Raw genomic sequence first — 15,721 nt, 5'->3', positions numbered from 1 at the left:
TCGTTACGCGCGCTCAGTCGTGTGCATCGGCCAGCCATCGCCTGATTCTGGCCTCGGCATCGCGGAAGGAAAAATTCTCCAGCAACTGCTGCAGCTCGGCGGCCTGCGCCGCCGGCAGGACGGGCGCCAGTTGCCGCAGCGTGTGGTCGATGCGGTCCGGATCGTCGCTGTCCAGCGCCTGCAACACCTGGTACCAGGACGCCTGCAGCGTCGCCGGGTCCACCTTTGCGTCGGATGCTGGCGCAGGTGCCGTCGCGACCGGGATGGTATCGGCGAAGCGCAGCACTTCTGCAGTGGTGTCGGCCATCGCTGCGGCCAACGCGGCGATCTCCGCCTCGGCCTGCGTCGGCGCCGTGCCCAACCGCTCTTCGAGTGCGGCGCTGGCGACGCTCAACGCAGGCAACGCCAGCGATCCGGCCGAACCGCGCAACTTGTGTACCAGCGAGAGGGCGTCGGCCGGCCGCTGCGCCTCCAGCAGGGTGCGCACGCTCGCCGCCGGATCGGGATACTCCTGCAACAGCTTCAGCAGATAGCGCCGATACGGATCGCGCTCGCCCCACAGCCGCTGCGCCTGGACGGTATCGAGCAATGCCGGCTCGCTGGCCGGCCATTCGTCCGCCGGCAGCGCGGACGGTGGCGGCGCAAGCGGCAGTAGCGGCAGCGGGGTCAGGTTCGGCGGCAGGAACCGGCGGATGATCGCGATCAGTTCGTCGACCTGGAACGGTTTGGCGATGAAGCCGTTCATGCCGCTGGACAGCGCCATCTCTTGTTGCTGGCGGTAGGCGCCGGCGGTGAGGGCGATCACCGGCACGGCGGCCAGGTCCGGATCGGCGCGCAGTTGCCGGGTGGCTTCGTAGCCGTCCATGGTCGGCATCTGCACGTCCATCAGCACCACGTGGAAGCGGCCGGGATCGCGGCGTAGCCGCTGCAACGCCTGTGCGCCGTCCTGCGCCAGATCGACCAGTGCGCCTTCGCCTTCGAGGATGCGCTGCGCGACCTCGCGGTTGATGTCGCTGTCGTCGACCACCAGCAAGCGCGCCCCGGCCAGGCGCACGATGCCGTCGCCGGTCTGCGGCGCGGGCATCTCGCCGTTGCGGCGCGCCAGCAGCATGGCGATGGTGCGCTGCAGGGCCGAGGCGGTGACCGGCTTGGTCATCACCGCATCCACGTCGGCGACGCCAGGCTGCTGCTCCTGGATCATGCGCCGCTCGTAGGCGGTGACCATGACGATGATCGGCTGCCGGTCCGGCGCCGATTGCGCGCGGATGCGCTGGGCCACGCTCAGCCCGTCCAGGTCCGGCATGCGCCAGTCCAGCAGGATCACGTCGAACTCGGCGCGTTCCGGCGCGGCGGCGGCCAGTGCGGCGGTGCCGCTGGACACCGCTTCCACCTGCCAGCCGAAGCCGTTGGCGATGTCGGTCAGGCTGCGTCGTACCAGATCGTGGTCGTCGGCGATCAGCACCCGCCGCGCCTGCGCCGGTTCGGCATCGGCGGCCGGCGCCGGCGCCACCGCGAACGGAATGACGAAGTAGAAATCGCTGCCCTGGCCGGGTGCGCTCTGGACTTCCAGTTGCCCGCCCATCAGCTCCACCAGGCGCCGGCTGATGGTCAGGCCCAGGCCGCTGCCGCCGTAGCGGCGGCTGGTGGAGGTGTCGGCCTGCAGGAACGGCGAGAAGATCAGGCTCTGCTTTTCGCGCGGGATGCCGATGCCGGTGTCGCGCACCGAGAACAGCAGCTTGAGCTTGCCCGGTTCGGCACCGGGGAAGGCACGGACCGACAACGCCACCTCGCCCTGTTCGGTGAACTTGATGGCGTTGCCCACCAGGTTGATCAGCACCTGGTTCAGGCGCAGCGCATCGCCGCGCAGCCAGCGGCAGCCCGGCGGCAGTGGCTCGACGATCATCTCCACCGGCTTGGCGCTGGTCGCCGAGGTCATCAGCGCGGCGATGTTCTCCAGCAACTCGTTGAGATCGAACGGCGCCGATTCTAGGTCGATGCGCCCGGACTCGATCTTGGAGAAGTCGAGGATGTCGTTGATGATCTCCAGCAGGTTGCGCGCGGACAGCTCGATCTTCTGGATCATGTCCTGCGCCGCCTGCGACAGGGCACTGTGCCGCAATAGGTACAGCATGCCCAGGATCGCGTTCATCGGCGTGCGGATTTCGTGGCTCATGTTGGCCAGGAAGTCGCTCTTGGACTGGTTGGCGCTCTCGGCCGCGTCGATGGCCAGCCGCAGCTCGCGCTCGCGGCGTTTCTGCTCGGTGAGATCGACCGCGATGCCGAGGTAGCCGATCACCCGGTCGTCGTCGTCGCGCAGCGTGCTCAGGGTGAGCAGCACCGGGAAGGCATGGCCGTCCTTGCTCAGGTAAGTCCACTCGCGGGTATCGCTGCGTCCCAGCGTGGACAGCGCCGCCACCGATTCGAACGAGGGCTGCACCGGCATGCCCGATTGCGCCGCCATGCGCTCGGCGCGCGCGCTCAGTTGTTCCGCGTCCAGGAACAGGCCGGTGGCCTTGCGCCCGATCATTTCGTGCGCGGCGTAGCCGAGCAGGGTTTCGGCGGCAGGGTTGAACAAGGTGATGACGCCGTCCGGGTCGGTGGCGACGATCGCGTAGCCGGCGTTGGTCAGGATCGCGCGCTGCAGCGCCGAATAGGTGACCAGTTCGGTGGTGCGTTCGGCCACCTGTTGCTCCAGCGTGGCGTTCAGCTCCAGCACCCTTGCCTGCGCGCGCACTTGCTCGGTGACGTCGTGCAGCAGGTGCGAATGCCCGATGATGTCGCCACCGGTCCCGACGATCGGCGAAACGCTGGCCAGCACGCTGACCGTGTGGCCGTCGCGATGACGCAGCTCGCGCACTCCGTCCCCGCTGTCGGCCGGATCGCGGATCCGCGCGCCGAGCAACTGCTGCAGCGGCTGGCCGATGGCCTGCTCCGGGGTGTAGCCGAAGATGCGCGTCGCCGCAGGGTTCCAGTGGGTTATCTGGCCCTGCAGGTCTTCGGCAACGATCGCCTCGCTGGTGCCGGCGACCAGGGCTGCCAGTTGGCTCTGCTCGCTCAAGATCAGGTCGCGGCGGCGCCGGCTGGTCAAGAAGACATAGAGCAGGGAGGCGAGCAGGAGCGCGATGCCCGCGGTCAGCACGCCTGCCAGCAGCGGCGAGGGCTGGTCGAGCGAGCGCACGAAGCCGGGCGTGGCCTGTGCGCCGAGTCGCCACTGCCGCCCATAGACCTGCACGCTGCGTTCGGCGGCGGGGGCGTCGGCCGCGGGCGCAGGGGCGGCATCACGGTAGAACGGCTGTGTCGGCGTCTGGCTGTCGGCCAGGCTCAGGCGCACGGCGTTGCTGTGGTCGTCGGAGGAGGCCAGCACCTCGGCGATGCTCAATGGCGCGTAGGCCCAGCCGGTGGTGGCCTGCCAGCGTTGTTCCGGGGTCTGCAGCGGCAGGCCTTCGCGGTACAGCGGCAACAGCAGCAGGAAGCCGCCCTTGCCCTTGCCCGGCGTCTGCACCAGTTGCACCGGCGCGGTGATCGTGGGAACGCCCGAGCGCGCGGCGGCGATCGCTGCCGCGCGCCGCCTCGGCTCCGACGCGATGTCGAAGCCCTCCGCGGCGTTGTTGGACCGCGTCGGCTGGATGTAGACGATGACGAAGCGGTCGCCGGTGTGCGGAGCCAGTTCGCCGATCCGCAGCGACGGCGCCCCGTCGGCATGCACCTGCTGCAGGAACGCGGCCTCGTCAACACGCGCCACCCGTTGCACGTAGCCGAAGCCGCGCACGCCGGGAAACTCCCGCAGGTAGTCGCGCGAAGCGCTGTAGCGGGCGAAGCGCTCGCGCGAGATGCGCTCGCCGCCGGCCGCGATCACCGCGCCGCGCGCGCCGCGCAGGCCATGCTCGTACACGTCCAGGCGTTGCCGCAGATCGCTGGTCACATGCGTGACCAGTTGCTGGAACCGCGCCTGCGCCTGAGCGCGGTTGCGTTGTTGCACGCCGTGCGCGATCAGCAGCGCGGCAAGCAACCCGATGGCCAGCACGGCCAGGGCGGCGAGCCGCGCCAGTCGCGCAGGACCGGCGACGGGTGTCCGGCGTTTTTTCGACATGCTCCCCTTCCTTTGGCGAACGCGCATTCGGCACGCGCATCGGCTTTCCCCCGACCGATTGCGGAATGGCGTTCACAGTGATGGCGAACGTTCCGCGGGCCGTGCCCCAACGCTAGCGCGGGTGCTGCGGTCACGCCAGCCCTGGCGACGAAAGAGCCTCGGCGTGTCTACACCTTGCTGCGTGGATGGCACGGTGTGTCGCGGGCGAGCGGTCCGCGGCACGCTGTGTCTGCCTCGCATCGCGTGTCGGCGCGTGGTCGACCGCGCAAGCGTGGCATTGCATCCTCGCCATCCACGCTCAGCCAAGCAATGTGACGGCAGCGTGCAGCGCCAGGCCGATCAGCCCGCCGACCAGGGTGCCGTTGAAGCGGATGTACTGCAGGTCGCGGCCCACGCTCAGTTCCAGTTGCTCGACCAGGTGGCGTTCGTCCCAACCCTTCACGGTCTGTGCGATGTGCTCGGTGACGCCGCTGCGCAGGCGCTGGGTCAGCCGCTCGGCGCCGCCGAGCAGATGCTGGTTGAGCGCTTCGCGCAGGGCCGGATCCTGCGCCAGCGACTGGCCGAGCGCACCGAGGGCGCGCTGCAGGTGCTGCACCAGCGCGCCATCCTGACGCGACAGGTCCTCGCGCAGCGCGCTGTGGATCTGGTCCCACAGACCCTGCACGTACTCCTGCACGCCGGGGTGTTCGATCAGGCGCTGCTTCATCGCCTGCACCTTGGCGGCGGTGGCCGGGTCGCCACGCAGTTGCTGCACATAGCCGCCCAGCCAGCGCTCGTAGTCCTGGCGCAGCGGATGCTGCGGCTGCGACAGCACGTCCTGCAGTTCCTCCAGCAGCGCGTGCGCCAGGCGCTCGGCGAGGGTGTCGGCGATGCCCTCGACCGGCTTCACCCATTCCACGGTGCCCACCAGCTTGGGCCACTCGCGACGCGCGTACTTGACGATCATCGCCGACACCCGCTGCTTGACCGCGGCATCGTCCAGGTGCCGGCCGAGCCGGGTCAGCGCTTCGTCCAGCAGCGCCTGGTGGCGGCCATCGGCGGTCAGCAGGCCGAGCAGCTCGCCGGCGGTGGCGGCCGCATCCCAGTCGCGCAGTCGCGCCACCACGAAGCCATGGATGCGGCGCCGCACCGCGGCCTCGTCCAGCAGGTCCAACGCCTGCAGCGCCCAGCCGCGGGCGAGATCGGCCAGCCGTGCCGACTGCGCCGGTTCGGCCAGCCACTGGCCCAGCCGCGCCGCGGGATCGAAGGCGTTGAGCTTGGCCAGCAGCGCGCCCGGTTCCAGGAACTGGTCGCGCACGAACACCGCCAGGCTGTCGGCGATGCGCGCCTTGCTGTGCGGGATGATCGCGGTGTGCGGAATCGGCAGGCCCAGCGGATGCCGGAACAGCGCCACCACCGCGAACCAGTCGGCCAGCGCGCCGACCGTGGCCGCTTCGCAGAACGCGCCGACCCAGGCCCACACGCCGTGCAGGCCCATGGCATGGCTGAGCAGGAAGCCGCCGAGCATCGCCAGCAGCAACAGCGCGGCCAGCAGTTTCATCCGCCGCAGCTGCGCGCGGCGCGGATCGGGGGGCAGGGTGAGGTTGGGAGACGCGCTCATGCGGGCGAGTCTACGCAGTGCGCGGTGAGCGCGGCTGCATGGCCGCGACAACCCCGGCGGTAGACCGGGGCGCCGACGGCCTGCGTGTGGATCAGTCCGGCAACTGCGCGCGCAGCGCCGCCACTTCCTCGCGCAGCGCCTGGTTCTCGGCTTCGAGATCGGCCACGCGCTGGCGCAGCGCCAGCGTCGCGTCGCCATCGGCATCCGCTGCCGGGACCGGGGCCGTGTCATCGGACGTGGCCGGCGGCGCCTGCTTCGGCTTGCGCTTGGACTCGCGGGCGCGCTTGGCGGCCTGCTTCAGTTCGTCCTTGCCGGCCATGGCCGCGGCGCGCTGCTCCTCCTCGGGCAGGCTGGCCACCGCCGCGGCGGCATTGATCGAGATCGCGCCGGACTTGACCGCTTCCACCACCTCGGCGGCGGCCTGCTTCTGGATCTTCTCGATCTGCACCACCTGGCTGTTGCTGAGCCGCGCCACGCGCGCCAGCTCGGCGCGGCTCAAGGGTGCCGGTGCGTCGGCCCAAGGCGGTGTGTCGGTATCGCTCGCGGCCTCGGCGGCAGCTTCCGGGTCGGCGACGTCGGCAGCCGGTGCGTCCGCAGCGGCCGCAGCGGCGCGTCGCTCGGCGAGGATCTCGCGCTTGCGCAGCGCCAGCACGCCGCGCTGGAAATCGGAGACGCTGCGCCGGCCCAGGTGCTGGTCGATCATCCACAGGTGCACGTCCTGCAACGACTGGAAGCGGGTGTTCTGCACGGTCTGGAACGGCAGGCCGTGCTTCTGGCAGATGCCGTAGCGGTTGTGTCCGTCGACCAGGATGTCGCCCCACAGCACCAGCGCATCGCGGCAGCCCTCGGCCAGCAGGCTGCGTTCCAGGGCGGCGTACTCGTCGGCGGTCAGCGGATCGATGTAGGCCTTGAGGTCTTCTTTGACAACGATGTTCATCAACGGGGCGGCACGGTGTGGCAGTGGGGGCGGCATTGTAGAGGGCCGGGATTGGGGATTGGCGGATTCGGGATTTGCAAATGCGCAAATCTGCGTGCTGTTGCCAATCCCCCAATCCCGAATGCCCAATCTCGGCTCGCGCCGCGAGCCTCACCCCACCACCACCTCGCTGATCTGCATCACCGGCGTCAGGTCGGTGTAGTTGGCGATGTCGGCGAGGATCTCCTCCGCGTGCGGGCCGAAGCCGGCCTGGAACGCCTCCACCGAGTCGCTGAAGATATGGCACATGCCGACATAGGTCGGATCGCTGCCGGGGGTGCCGCCGGACAGGCCCTTGTCGACCGTGTAGCCGCGGCAGGCCGCGCCCATGCGCGCCTGCACCAGCGGCATGTGCGTGTCGCGGTAATAGGCATGGTCGAAGCGGGCGCCTGGTGTGTACGGGTACATCACACTGACCTTGATCATGGAGCGTCTCCTGTGGCTGCGGTGGCCCCAGCCGGGTGCCGGGGTGGCGCAAGGCTACACCCGGCTCCGGCTGCATGTGTTGCGATGCGGCGGGGCGTGGGGCGGGAATCGGGAGTGGGGAATCGGGATTGGCAACAGCACAGCAACAGCAACAGCAACAGCAAGCGATGCGGCTGACTGATTGCCAAATGCGCGCGCTGCGGTGCTTTTTCGATTCCCTATTTCCGATTCTTCATTCCCGGCCTCACAGGCAACCGTCAGCCCAGCGCGTCCAGCGGCCGCACGAAGTCCTGGCCCAGCGCCTGCGCCACCGCACGGTGGGTGAGCTTGCCGGCATGCACGTTGAGGCCATTGCGCAGGTCCTGATCGTCGCGCAGCGCCTGCAGGCCGTGTTCGGCCAGCAGCAGCACGAACGGCAGGGTGGCGTTGGTCAGGGCGAAGGTGGAGGTGCGGGCCACGCCGCCGGGCATGTTGGCCACGCAGTAATGGACGATGCCGTCGACCTCGTAGGTCGGCTGCTGGTGCGTGGTCGCGTGGCTGGTCTCGAAGCAGCCGCCCTGGTCGATGGCCACGTCCACCAGCACCGAGCCGGGCCGCAGCAGCGCCAGTTGCGCGCGCGACACCAGCTTGGGCGCGGCCGCGCCGGGGATCAGCACCGCGCCGATCACCAGGTCGGTGTGCGGCAGGCATTGCTCGATCGCATCGCGGGTGGAGTACAGCGTGGTCAGCTGCTGGCCGTAGAGTTCGTCCAGGTACTTGAGCCGCTCCAGCGAGCGATCCAGCACGGTCACGCGCGCGTGCAGGCCCATCGCCATGCGCGCGGCGTTGATGCCGACCACACCGCCGCCGATCACCAGCACCTGCGCCGGCGCGACCCCGGGCACGCCGCCGAGCAGCACGCCGGAGCCGCCCTGCGCCTTCTCCAGCGCATGCGCGCCGGCCTGGATCGCCATGCGTCCGGCCACCTCGCTCATCGGCGCCAGCAACGGCAGGCCGCCGTGGCCGTCGGTGACGGTCTCGTAGGCGATGGCGGTGCAGCCGGAGCGCTGCAGTGCCGCGGCCTGCTGCGGATCCGGCGCCAGGTGCAGATAGGTGAACAGCAATTGCCCGGGGCGCAGCAGCGCGCATTCCTCGGGCTGCGGTTCCTTGACCTTGACGATCATCTCGGCCTGCGCGAACACGCTGGCCGCATCCTCGGCGATGCGCGCGCCGGCGCGTTCGTAGTCGGCATCGGTCAGGCCGATGGCCTGGCCGCCGCCGCGTTGCACCAGCACCTGATGGCCGTGCAGCACCAGTTCGCGGACGCCGGACGGGGTCAGCCCGATCCGGTACTCGTGGTTCTTGATCTCTTTCGGAACGCCGACCAGCATGAGCGGTTCTCCAGGCAGACGCGGCGCGTGGGGAGCGCAGGCGGTGGGTTGGTGGGTGAGGGCGGGGTCAGGGCGTGCTGCGGATCATGTCCGCCAGCACCGCGAACATGCGCTCGATGTGGGTGGGCTCGACGATGAGCGGCGGCGACAGCGCGATGGTGTCGCCGGTGACGCGGATCAGCAGGTCGCCCTCGTGGAAGCAGCGCTCGAAGATCTCGTAGGCGCGCGCGCCGGGCGCGCCCTTGCGCGGCGCCAGTTCGATCGCGCCGATCAGGCCGAAGTTGCGGATGTCGATGACGTGCGGCAGATCGCGCAGCGCGTGGATCGCTTCCTCCCACACCGGGCCCAGTTCGATCGCCTTGTCGAACAGTTGCTCCTCGGCATAGGTGTCCAGCGTCGCCAGCGCCGCGGCGCAGGCCAGCGGATGGCCGGAGTAGGTGTAGCCGTGGAACAGGTCGATGGCGTTGGCCGGGCCGTGCGCGAACGCTTCGTGGATGGCGTGGGACACGAACACCGCGCCCATCGGCACGCAGCCGTTGGTCAGCCCCTTGGCGGTGGTGATCATGTCCGGGGTCACCCCGAAGCGCTGCGCTGCGAAGGCGTGGCCGACGCGGCCGTAGCCGGTGATGACCTCGTCGAAGATCAGCACGATGCCGTGCTTGTCGCACAGTTCGCGGATGCGTTGCAGGTAGCCGTGCGGCGGCAGCACCACGCCGGCCGAGCCGGAGATCGGCTCGATGATCACCGCGGCGATGGTGGATGCATCGTGCAGCGTCACCAGCCGCTCCAGGTCCTCGGCCAGTTCCGCGCCATGCGTCGGCAGACCGCGCGAGAATGCGTTGCGCTCCAGATCGAGCGTGTGTCGCAGATGGTCCACGCCGGGCAGCAGCGGACCGAACGCCTTGCGATTGTTCGGCAGGCCACCCACCGAGATGCCGCCGAAGCCGACCCCGTGGTAGCCCTTCTCGCGGCCGATGAAGCGGGTGCGCTGGCCCTCGCCACGGGCGCGGTGGTAGGCCAGTGCGATCTTCAGCGCGGTGTCCACCGACTCGGAGCCGGAGTTGGTGTAGAACACGTGGTCCAGGCCCGGTGGCGACAGTTCCACCAGTCGTTCGGCGAGCACGAACGGCAACGGCGAACCCATCTGGAAGGTGGGGGCGAAATCCAGCGTGGCGACCTGCCGCGCCACCGCCTCGACGATGCGCGGCCGCGCGTGACCGGCGTTGCAGCACCACAGCCCGGCGGTGCCGTCGAGGATCTGGCGCCCGTCCACGCTGCGGTAGTGCATGCCCTCGGCCGAGGCCAGCAGCCGCGGCCGTGCCTTGAACTGGCGGTTGGCGGTGAACGGCATCCAGAACGCCTCCAGCGTGTCCGGCTCGCGGGTGGCCTGCGCGGCGTAGTGGTCGGACAGCGCCTGGGGCGAGAGGGGCGGCTGAGGGCGCATCGCAGGCTCCACGCGAGGGATGTTGAAAAAACTTTACACCATGCCGGCGCGCCGGGTGTGACTCGGCGTGTCGCCGTTCGCGCGAATGCTGCTGACGTTTCCTGGTTGCGCCGCAACACGGGCGCGGCGCGCGAAATTGACCGCCTGGGGCGGGTGTGTAAAGTATCCGGCAACACCGCCACTGGCGATTCCCATTCGCGATGGATATCGGCGCCCGCCTGCACCGGGTTCGCACCGCCCACGGCCTGAGCCAGCGTGAGCTGGCCAAGCGGGTGGGCGTGACCAACAGCACCATCTCGTTGATCGAGCAGAACAAGGTCAGCCCGTCGGTCAGTTCGCTGAAGAAGGTGCTGGACGGCATCCCGATCTCGCTGGCCGAATTCTTCACCCAGGACCTGGACGCCGGCGCGGCCGATGCGCCGTTCTACCGCGCCGACGAACTGCCCGACGTCGGCAGTGACGGCATCCACTACTACCTGGTCGGGCAGCATCGCCCGCAGCGGCAGATGTGCATCCTGCGCGAGGTGATGCCGCCCGGCAGCGACACCGGCAGTGCGATGCTGGTGCACGACGGCGAAGAGGGCGGGGTGGTGGTGGCCGGCGAAGTGGAGATCACCGTCGGCAGCCAGGTGCGGGTGCTGCGCGCCGGCGAGGGCTACTATTTCGAGAGCCGGGTGCCGCACCGGTTCCGCAACGTCGGCAGCGAGACCGCGGTGCTGGTCAGCGCCAATACGCCGGCCACGTTCTGAGCCGCATGCGCACCGCGCCGCCGCTGGCCGTCGCGTTCTTCCGATCCTTCCTTCGCAGCAGGAGTTCCCGATGACCGCACCCCGCACCCGCGACGCCTGGCAGGCGATGGCCGACACGCTGCGTCCGCGGACCCAGGCCTTCATCGACGGCCGCTATGTGGATGCCGCCAGCGGCAAGACCTTCGACTGCATCAGCCCGATCGATGGCCGCCTGCTCGGCCGCGTCGCCGAGGGCGAGGCCGAGGACATCGACCGCGCGGTCGCCGCGGCACGGCGCAGCTTCGAGGCCGGGCACTGGTCGCAGGCCAAGCCGGCGCAGCGCAAGAAGACCCTGCTGGCGCTGGCCCAGTTGGTCGAACGCCACGCCGACGAACTGGCCTTGCTGGAGTCGCTGGACATGGGCAAGCCGGTGCGCGATGCGCGCCGGGTCGACCTGGCGGCGACGGTGCGCTGCCTGTCCTGGACCGCCGAGGCGGTGGACAAGCTGTACGGCGAAGTGGCGCCGACCGGGCAGGACGAACTGGGCTTGATCACCCGCGAGCCGCTGGGCGTGGTCGGCGCGATCGTGCCGTGGAATTTCCCGTTGCTGATGGCGGCGTGGAAGATCGCGCCGGCGCTGGCCGCGGGCAACTCGGTGGTGCTCAAACCGTCGGAAAAATCGCCGTTGAGCGCGCTGCGCCTGGCCGAGCTGGTGGCCGAAGCCGGCATACCCGACGGCGTGTTCAACGTGGTGCCGGGCTTCGGCAAGGGCGCTGGCGAGCCGCTGGCGCTGCACATGGACGTGGACGGGCTGGTGTTCACCGGCTCCACCGCGGTCGGTCGGCGCCTGCTGCAGTGCGCCGGGCTGTCGAACATGAAGCGCGCCTACATGGAATGCGGCGGCAAGAGCCCGAACCTGGTGTTCGCCGATGCGCCGGACCTGGAGCAGGCGGCGCAGGCGGCGGCCGCGGCGATCTTCTACAACCAGGGCGAAGTCTGCACCGCGGCCTCGCGTCTGCTGGTGGAGCGCTCGATCAAGGACAACTTCGTCGAGCGCGTGGTCGCCGCCGGCCGCGCGCTGCAGCCGCGGCATCCGTTCGACGACGACGCGGCCATGGGCGCGTTGGTGGACGAGACCCAGACCCACCGCGTGCTCGACTACATCGCCCGCGGCAACGCCGAAGGCGCGCGCCTGCTGCTCGGTGGCAAGCGCGTGGAGGTGGTGCCCGGCGGCTGCTACGTGGAGCCGACCATCTTCGACGAAGTCGGCCACGAACACACCATCGCCCGCGAGGAGATCTTCGGCCCGGTGCTGTCGGTGATCGCCTTCGACGACGAGGCGCACGCCCTGCGCATGGCCAACGACAGCGACTACGGCCTGGCGGCGGGCGTGTGGACCCGCGACATCGGCCGCGCGCACCGCGTGGCGCGCAAGCTGCGCGCCGGCAGCGTGTGGGTGAACTACTGGGACGGCGGCGACATGACCGCCCCGTTCGGCGGCTACAAGCAATCGGGCAACGGCCGCGACAAGTCGCTGCATGCCTTCGACAAGTACACGGAGATGAAGGCGACCTGGATCAATCTGGGTGGTTAGCGGGGATTGGGGAGTCGGGATTGGGGATTGGTCAAAAGCGCAGCTGCGGGCGCGGATGTCGTAGGAGCGGCTTCAGCCGCGACAGGCGTTTCTGGTAACGCCATCGCGGCTGAAGCCGCTCCTACAACGACGGCGGTGTTCCCGAAACGACAGCGGTGCTCCAGGTCGCAGTACAGCCAATCATCCCCAATCCCGACTCCCCAATCCCGGCTCCCGCTCCACCCGGCACGCAAAACAGCCTTGCCGCGCATGATGCAGGTGCAGGTAGCGCACCTGCGGGTCGGCGAAGGCGCAGGCGATCGCGGTGGCGATGCGTTCGCCCGGTTGCACGTCGGCGGTGATCAGCATGTCGCGGGCATCGTAGCCGCGCAGCGAGATCAGGCGGCGGACGATGGCATCGGGCACCTCGCCCGGCGCCGGTGCGGCGGTGACGACATGGCGGCGCACGTAGATCGGGCCGGCGGCGCGGTACGGCGTCTGCGCGGGTTGATGCAGATAGTGCAGCAACAGCAGTTCCTCGCCGGGCCGTGCGTCCTCCAGGCTGATCCTGCAGGGATAACCCAGCGCGCTGTCGGCGTGGAGCCGTTGCGCGTGGCGCTCCTGCAGTTGGGCGTCGTCGAGGTCGAACAGGGCGGCGAACGGCGCGGCCGGCAGGCCGACACAACGGAAGCTGGACATGGGCGCTCCAGGAGCGGATTGGAGCGCGCAGCGTGCCGGTCACCGCGACGGCGTGCTGGCCGCATTCGGACGCGGCATTCGTGCGGCGCCGGGACCGGCGCGTGACACAGCATCGGGGCAAGCCGCATGCACGGAGGGCGATGACGCGCCACCGTGGCGGTGCGTCGCCGCTTCGGTACTTGGACAGGCCGCGCGTGTCGATAACGACGGCGCGGCCTGCCGATGGCGCGTTCCCGCCTCAGCGCGGGACGTAGTCGGCGAAGCCGACCGGATGCTTCGGATCGGCCGACTGCACCTTGTCGCCGTCCTTGACCAGCGCCTCGGCGTCGGGCGTGGGATTGGGGTTCATTTCCCAGCGCTGCTGGATGCGCTTGTGGAACAGCCACTGCTTGCGCTGCGGGTCGTAGCGGAAGGTGATGAAGTCGGTCCAGTGCTGGCCGCAGGACACCCCGTTCTGCACGGTGAAGTAGCGGCCCTTGGCGGCGAACGGATCCTCGTCGGGATCGAACGGATCGCACTGGCCGCCCTGGTCGCGCTTGAGGATCACATGGTCGTTGCGCGCCGCCAGCCGGTAGTGGCCGTCTGCCAGTTGCACGAAGATCAGCAGCGGTCGTGCCGGGGCCGGATCGCGCTGCGCTTCGCCGCGCTGCTGCAACGCGACCAGGTAGTCGGCACGGCCGTCGCCATCGAGATCGGCCTGCAACTGCGCCAGCGGCTGGTAGCCGGACGGCACCTGACGCAGCACATCGGTGGGCAGTGCGGCGGCGTGGGCGAGGTGGCTGGCGAGCAGCAGGCTGGCGGCGAGGCCGAAGCGGTAGGGAAGGGGCATGGGACGATTTCGCAGGCAAGGGGGCGCAAGCCTAACCGACCGGGCAGGCTCCGGCGGAATCGCGCATTGGCCGACGTCGCGTGCGCTGGCGGATCGGCGGGGGCCGTGCCCGGCGGTCGTGCGCCGCACAAGGATTGGCGAGCCGCACACTTCCGGCCGATGGCGCGGCACCACTGCGCATTTTGTACTACGCTCGGCGCGTGCGGTCGCGCGTCGGCGGGCCGTTCGCAGGCGGCATCGTGCAGAGGCCGCCGGCACGTCATCCGCACCCAGGGCGCCGACGCATCCGAGGGGACACCAGATGAACGACTTGCACCGCGTTGCCGGTTCCGCGCCGACCGATCGTGCCGGCCTGCTCTCGAAGGAACGCATCGTTGCCGGGCCGGGCTTCAACCGCTGGCTGGTGCCGCCTGCGGCATTGGCGATCCACCTGTGCATCGGCATGGCCTATGGCTTCAGCGTGTTCTGGCTGCCGCTGTCCAAGGCGCTGGGCATCACTGAGGCGGTGGCCTGCCCGGCCGACATGGGCTTCCTGGCGCGCATCGTCTCGGCCAGCTGCGACTGGAAGATCAGCGAACTGCAGTGGATGTACACGCTGTTCTTCGTGTTGCTGGGTTGCTCGGCGGCGCTGTGGGGCGGCTGGCTGGAACGCGCCGGCCCGCGCAAGGCCGGCGTGGTCGCGGCGCTGTGCTGGTGTGGCGGGCTGGTGATCTCGGCGCTGGGCATCCACCTGCACCAGATCTGGCTGCTGTGGCTGGGCTCGGGCGTGATCGGCGGCATCGGCCTGGGGCTGGGCTACATCTCGCCGGTGTCCACGCTGATCAAGTGGTTCCCGGACCGCCGCGGCATGGCCACCGGCATGGCGATCATGGGCTTCGGCGGCGGCGCGATGATCGGCAGCCCGCTGGCCGACGCGCTGATGCGGCATTTCGCCGGCCCCGACTCGGTGGGGGTGAAGGAAACCTTCCTGGTCATGGCTGGCCTGTACTTCGTGTTCATGATGGCCGGCGCGTTCGGTTACCGGGTGCCGCCCAGCGGCTGGATCCCGGCCGGCTGGAGCGCGCCGACCGTCAGCGCCAACGCCATGATCACCGCCCACCACGTGCACGTGCGCAAGGTCTGGGGCATCCCGCAGTTCTGGCTGCTGTGGGGCGTGCTGTGCCTGAACGTGTCGGCCGGCATCGGCGTGATCGGCATGGCCTCGCCGATGCTGCAGGAGGTGTTCGGCGGCCGCCTGATCGGCATGAACGCCGGCTTCGCCAGCCTCGATCCCACGCAACTGGCCGCCATCGCCGCCATCGCCGCCGGCTTCACCGGCCTGCTCAGCCTGTTCAACATCGGCGGGCGCTTCTTCTGGGCCAGCATGTCCGACAAGCTCGGCCGCAAGCACACCTACTCGCTGTTCTTCGTGCTCGGCATCGCCCTGTACGCGGCGGCGCCGTGGGCCGGCAAGCTCGGCGGCACTGCGCTGTTCGTGGGCATCTTCTGCGTGATCGTGTCGATGTACGGCGGCGGCTTCGCCACCATCCCCGCGTACCTGGCCGACCTGTTCGGCACGCAGATGGTCGGCGCCATCCACGGCCGCCTGCTGACCGCCTGGGCCACCGCCGGCATCCTCGGCCCGGTGGTGGTCGGCTACATGCGCGAGTACCAGTTGGGCATGGGCGTGCCGCCCTCACAGGTGTACAACACCACCATGTACATCCTGGCGGGGATGCTGGTGCTGGGCCTGATCTGCAACCTGCTGGTACGGCCGGTGGCGGCCAGGCACTTCATGACCCCGGAGGAGCTGGCCGCGGAGAAGCTGCTGGCCCACGAGCGGGTCGGCCGCAGCGGGCAGGCGTCGCCGGATGCGGCGCAGCTGGCGCTGGTCGGTCGCGGCGGCAATCCGCTGCTGCTGGCGCTGGCCTGGCTGGCGGTCGGGCTGCCGATGCTGTGGGGCATCTGGGTCACCCTGCAGAAAGCGTTCGTGCTGTTCCACTGAGT

10 protein-coding genes and 1 pseudogene are annotated in these 15,721 nt (G+C 69.8%); 3 read left to right on the top strand and 8 right to left on the bottom strand.

The features are described from left to right. Positions 1 to 13: 13 nt before the first annotated feature. The 6 genes and pseudogenes from FHR66_RS11420 to FHR66_RS11395 all read right to left on the bottom strand — a co-directional run bounded on the left by FHR66_RS11420 (position 14) and on the right by FHR66_RS11395 (position 9,918). Positions 14 to 4,090 (bottom strand): CHASE domain-containing hybrid sensor histidine kinase/response regulator, encoded by a 4,077-nt coding sequence (locus tag FHR66_RS11420; protein WP_160965795.1) that lies wholly within the window; start codon positions 4,088 to 4,090, stop codon positions 14 to 16. 298 nt (positions 4,091 to 4,388) lie between these two features. Then, positions 4,389 to 5,690 carry a DUF445 domain-containing protein gene (locus FHR66_RS11415; protein ID WP_425612923.1) on the bottom strand — a complete coding sequence of 434 codons (1,302 nt, stop codon included), beginning with the start codon at positions 5,688 to 5,690 and terminating at the stop codon, positions 4,389 to 4,391. A 253-nt stretch (positions 5,691 to 5,943) separates the two neighbouring features. After that, positions 5,944 to 6,627: pseudogene (locus FHR66_RS11410) on the bottom strand (plasmid replication/partition related protein); the annotation flags it as partial. Positions 6,628 to 6,777: 150 nt separating this feature from the next. Further along, positions 6,778 to 7,092: an EthD family reductase gene (locus FHR66_RS11405; RefSeq protein ID WP_160965799.1), complete on the bottom strand. Its 315-nt coding sequence runs from the start codon at positions 7,090 to 7,092 to the stop codon at positions 6,778 to 6,780. 257 nt (positions 7,093 to 7,349) lie between these two features. Continuing rightward, a complete protein-coding gene (gene ald, locus FHR66_RS11400; protein WP_160965801.1) occupies positions 7,350 to 8,462 on the bottom strand; it encodes an alanine dehydrogenase in 1,113 nt (370 codons plus the stop codon). 67 nt (positions 8,463 to 8,529) lie between these two features. Continuing rightward, positions 8,530 to 9,918: an aspartate aminotransferase family protein gene (locus FHR66_RS11395; protein ID WP_425612924.1), complete on the bottom strand. Its 1,389-nt coding sequence runs from the start codon at positions 9,916 to 9,918 to the stop codon at positions 8,530 to 8,532. Positions 9,919 to 10,106: 188 nt separating this feature from the next. On the opposite strand from FHR66_RS11395, the gene FHR66_RS11390 reads away from it, so the two are divergent. Together FHR66_RS11390 and FHR66_RS11385 are read left to right on the top strand one after the other, a co-directional pair. Continuing rightward, positions 10,107 to 10,655 (top strand): cupin domain-containing protein, encoded by a 549-nt coding sequence (locus FHR66_RS11390; RefSeq protein ID WP_019796740.1) that lies wholly within the window; start codon positions 10,107 to 10,109, stop codon positions 10,653 to 10,655. A 70-nt stretch (positions 10,656 to 10,725) separates the two neighbouring features. After that, the gene (locus FHR66_RS11385; RefSeq protein ID WP_160965805.1) at positions 10,726 to 12,228 is read left to right on the top strand and encodes an aldehyde dehydrogenase; all 1,503 of its coding nucleotides are present in this window, start codon (positions 10,726 to 10,728) and stop codon (positions 12,226 to 12,228) included. A gap of 180 nt (positions 12,229 to 12,408) precedes the next feature. Here FHR66_RS11385 and FHR66_RS11380 read toward each other — a convergent pair whose 3' ends face one another. Together FHR66_RS11380 and FHR66_RS11375 are read right to left on the bottom strand one after the other, a co-directional pair. Further along, the gene (locus tag FHR66_RS11380; protein WP_160965807.1) at positions 12,409 to 12,906 is read right to left on the bottom strand and encodes a DUF1203 domain-containing protein; all 498 of its coding nucleotides are present in this window, start codon (positions 12,904 to 12,906) and stop codon (positions 12,409 to 12,411) included. A 238-nt stretch (positions 12,907 to 13,144) separates the two neighbouring features. Further along, positions 13,145 to 13,735 (bottom strand): hypothetical protein, encoded by a 591-nt coding sequence (locus FHR66_RS11375; protein ID WP_160965809.1) that lies wholly within the window; start codon positions 13,733 to 13,735, stop codon positions 13,145 to 13,147. A 301-nt stretch (positions 13,736 to 14,036) separates the two neighbouring features. Here FHR66_RS11375 and FHR66_RS11370 point away from each other — a divergent pair, with 301 nt between their 5' ends. After that, on the top strand, positions 14,037 to 15,719 hold the full coding sequence (locus tag FHR66_RS11370) for an OFA family MFS transporter (protein ID WP_160965811.1): 1,683 nt from the start codon (positions 14,037 to 14,039) through the stop codon (positions 15,717 to 15,719). Positions 15,720 to 15,721 lie beyond the last annotated feature (2 nt).

The organism is Xanthomonas sp. F4, assembly GCF_011761895.1.
The sequence above is the reverse complement of the archived record's forward strand: the minus strand, read 5'-3'. Positions and strand labels throughout refer to the sequence as shown.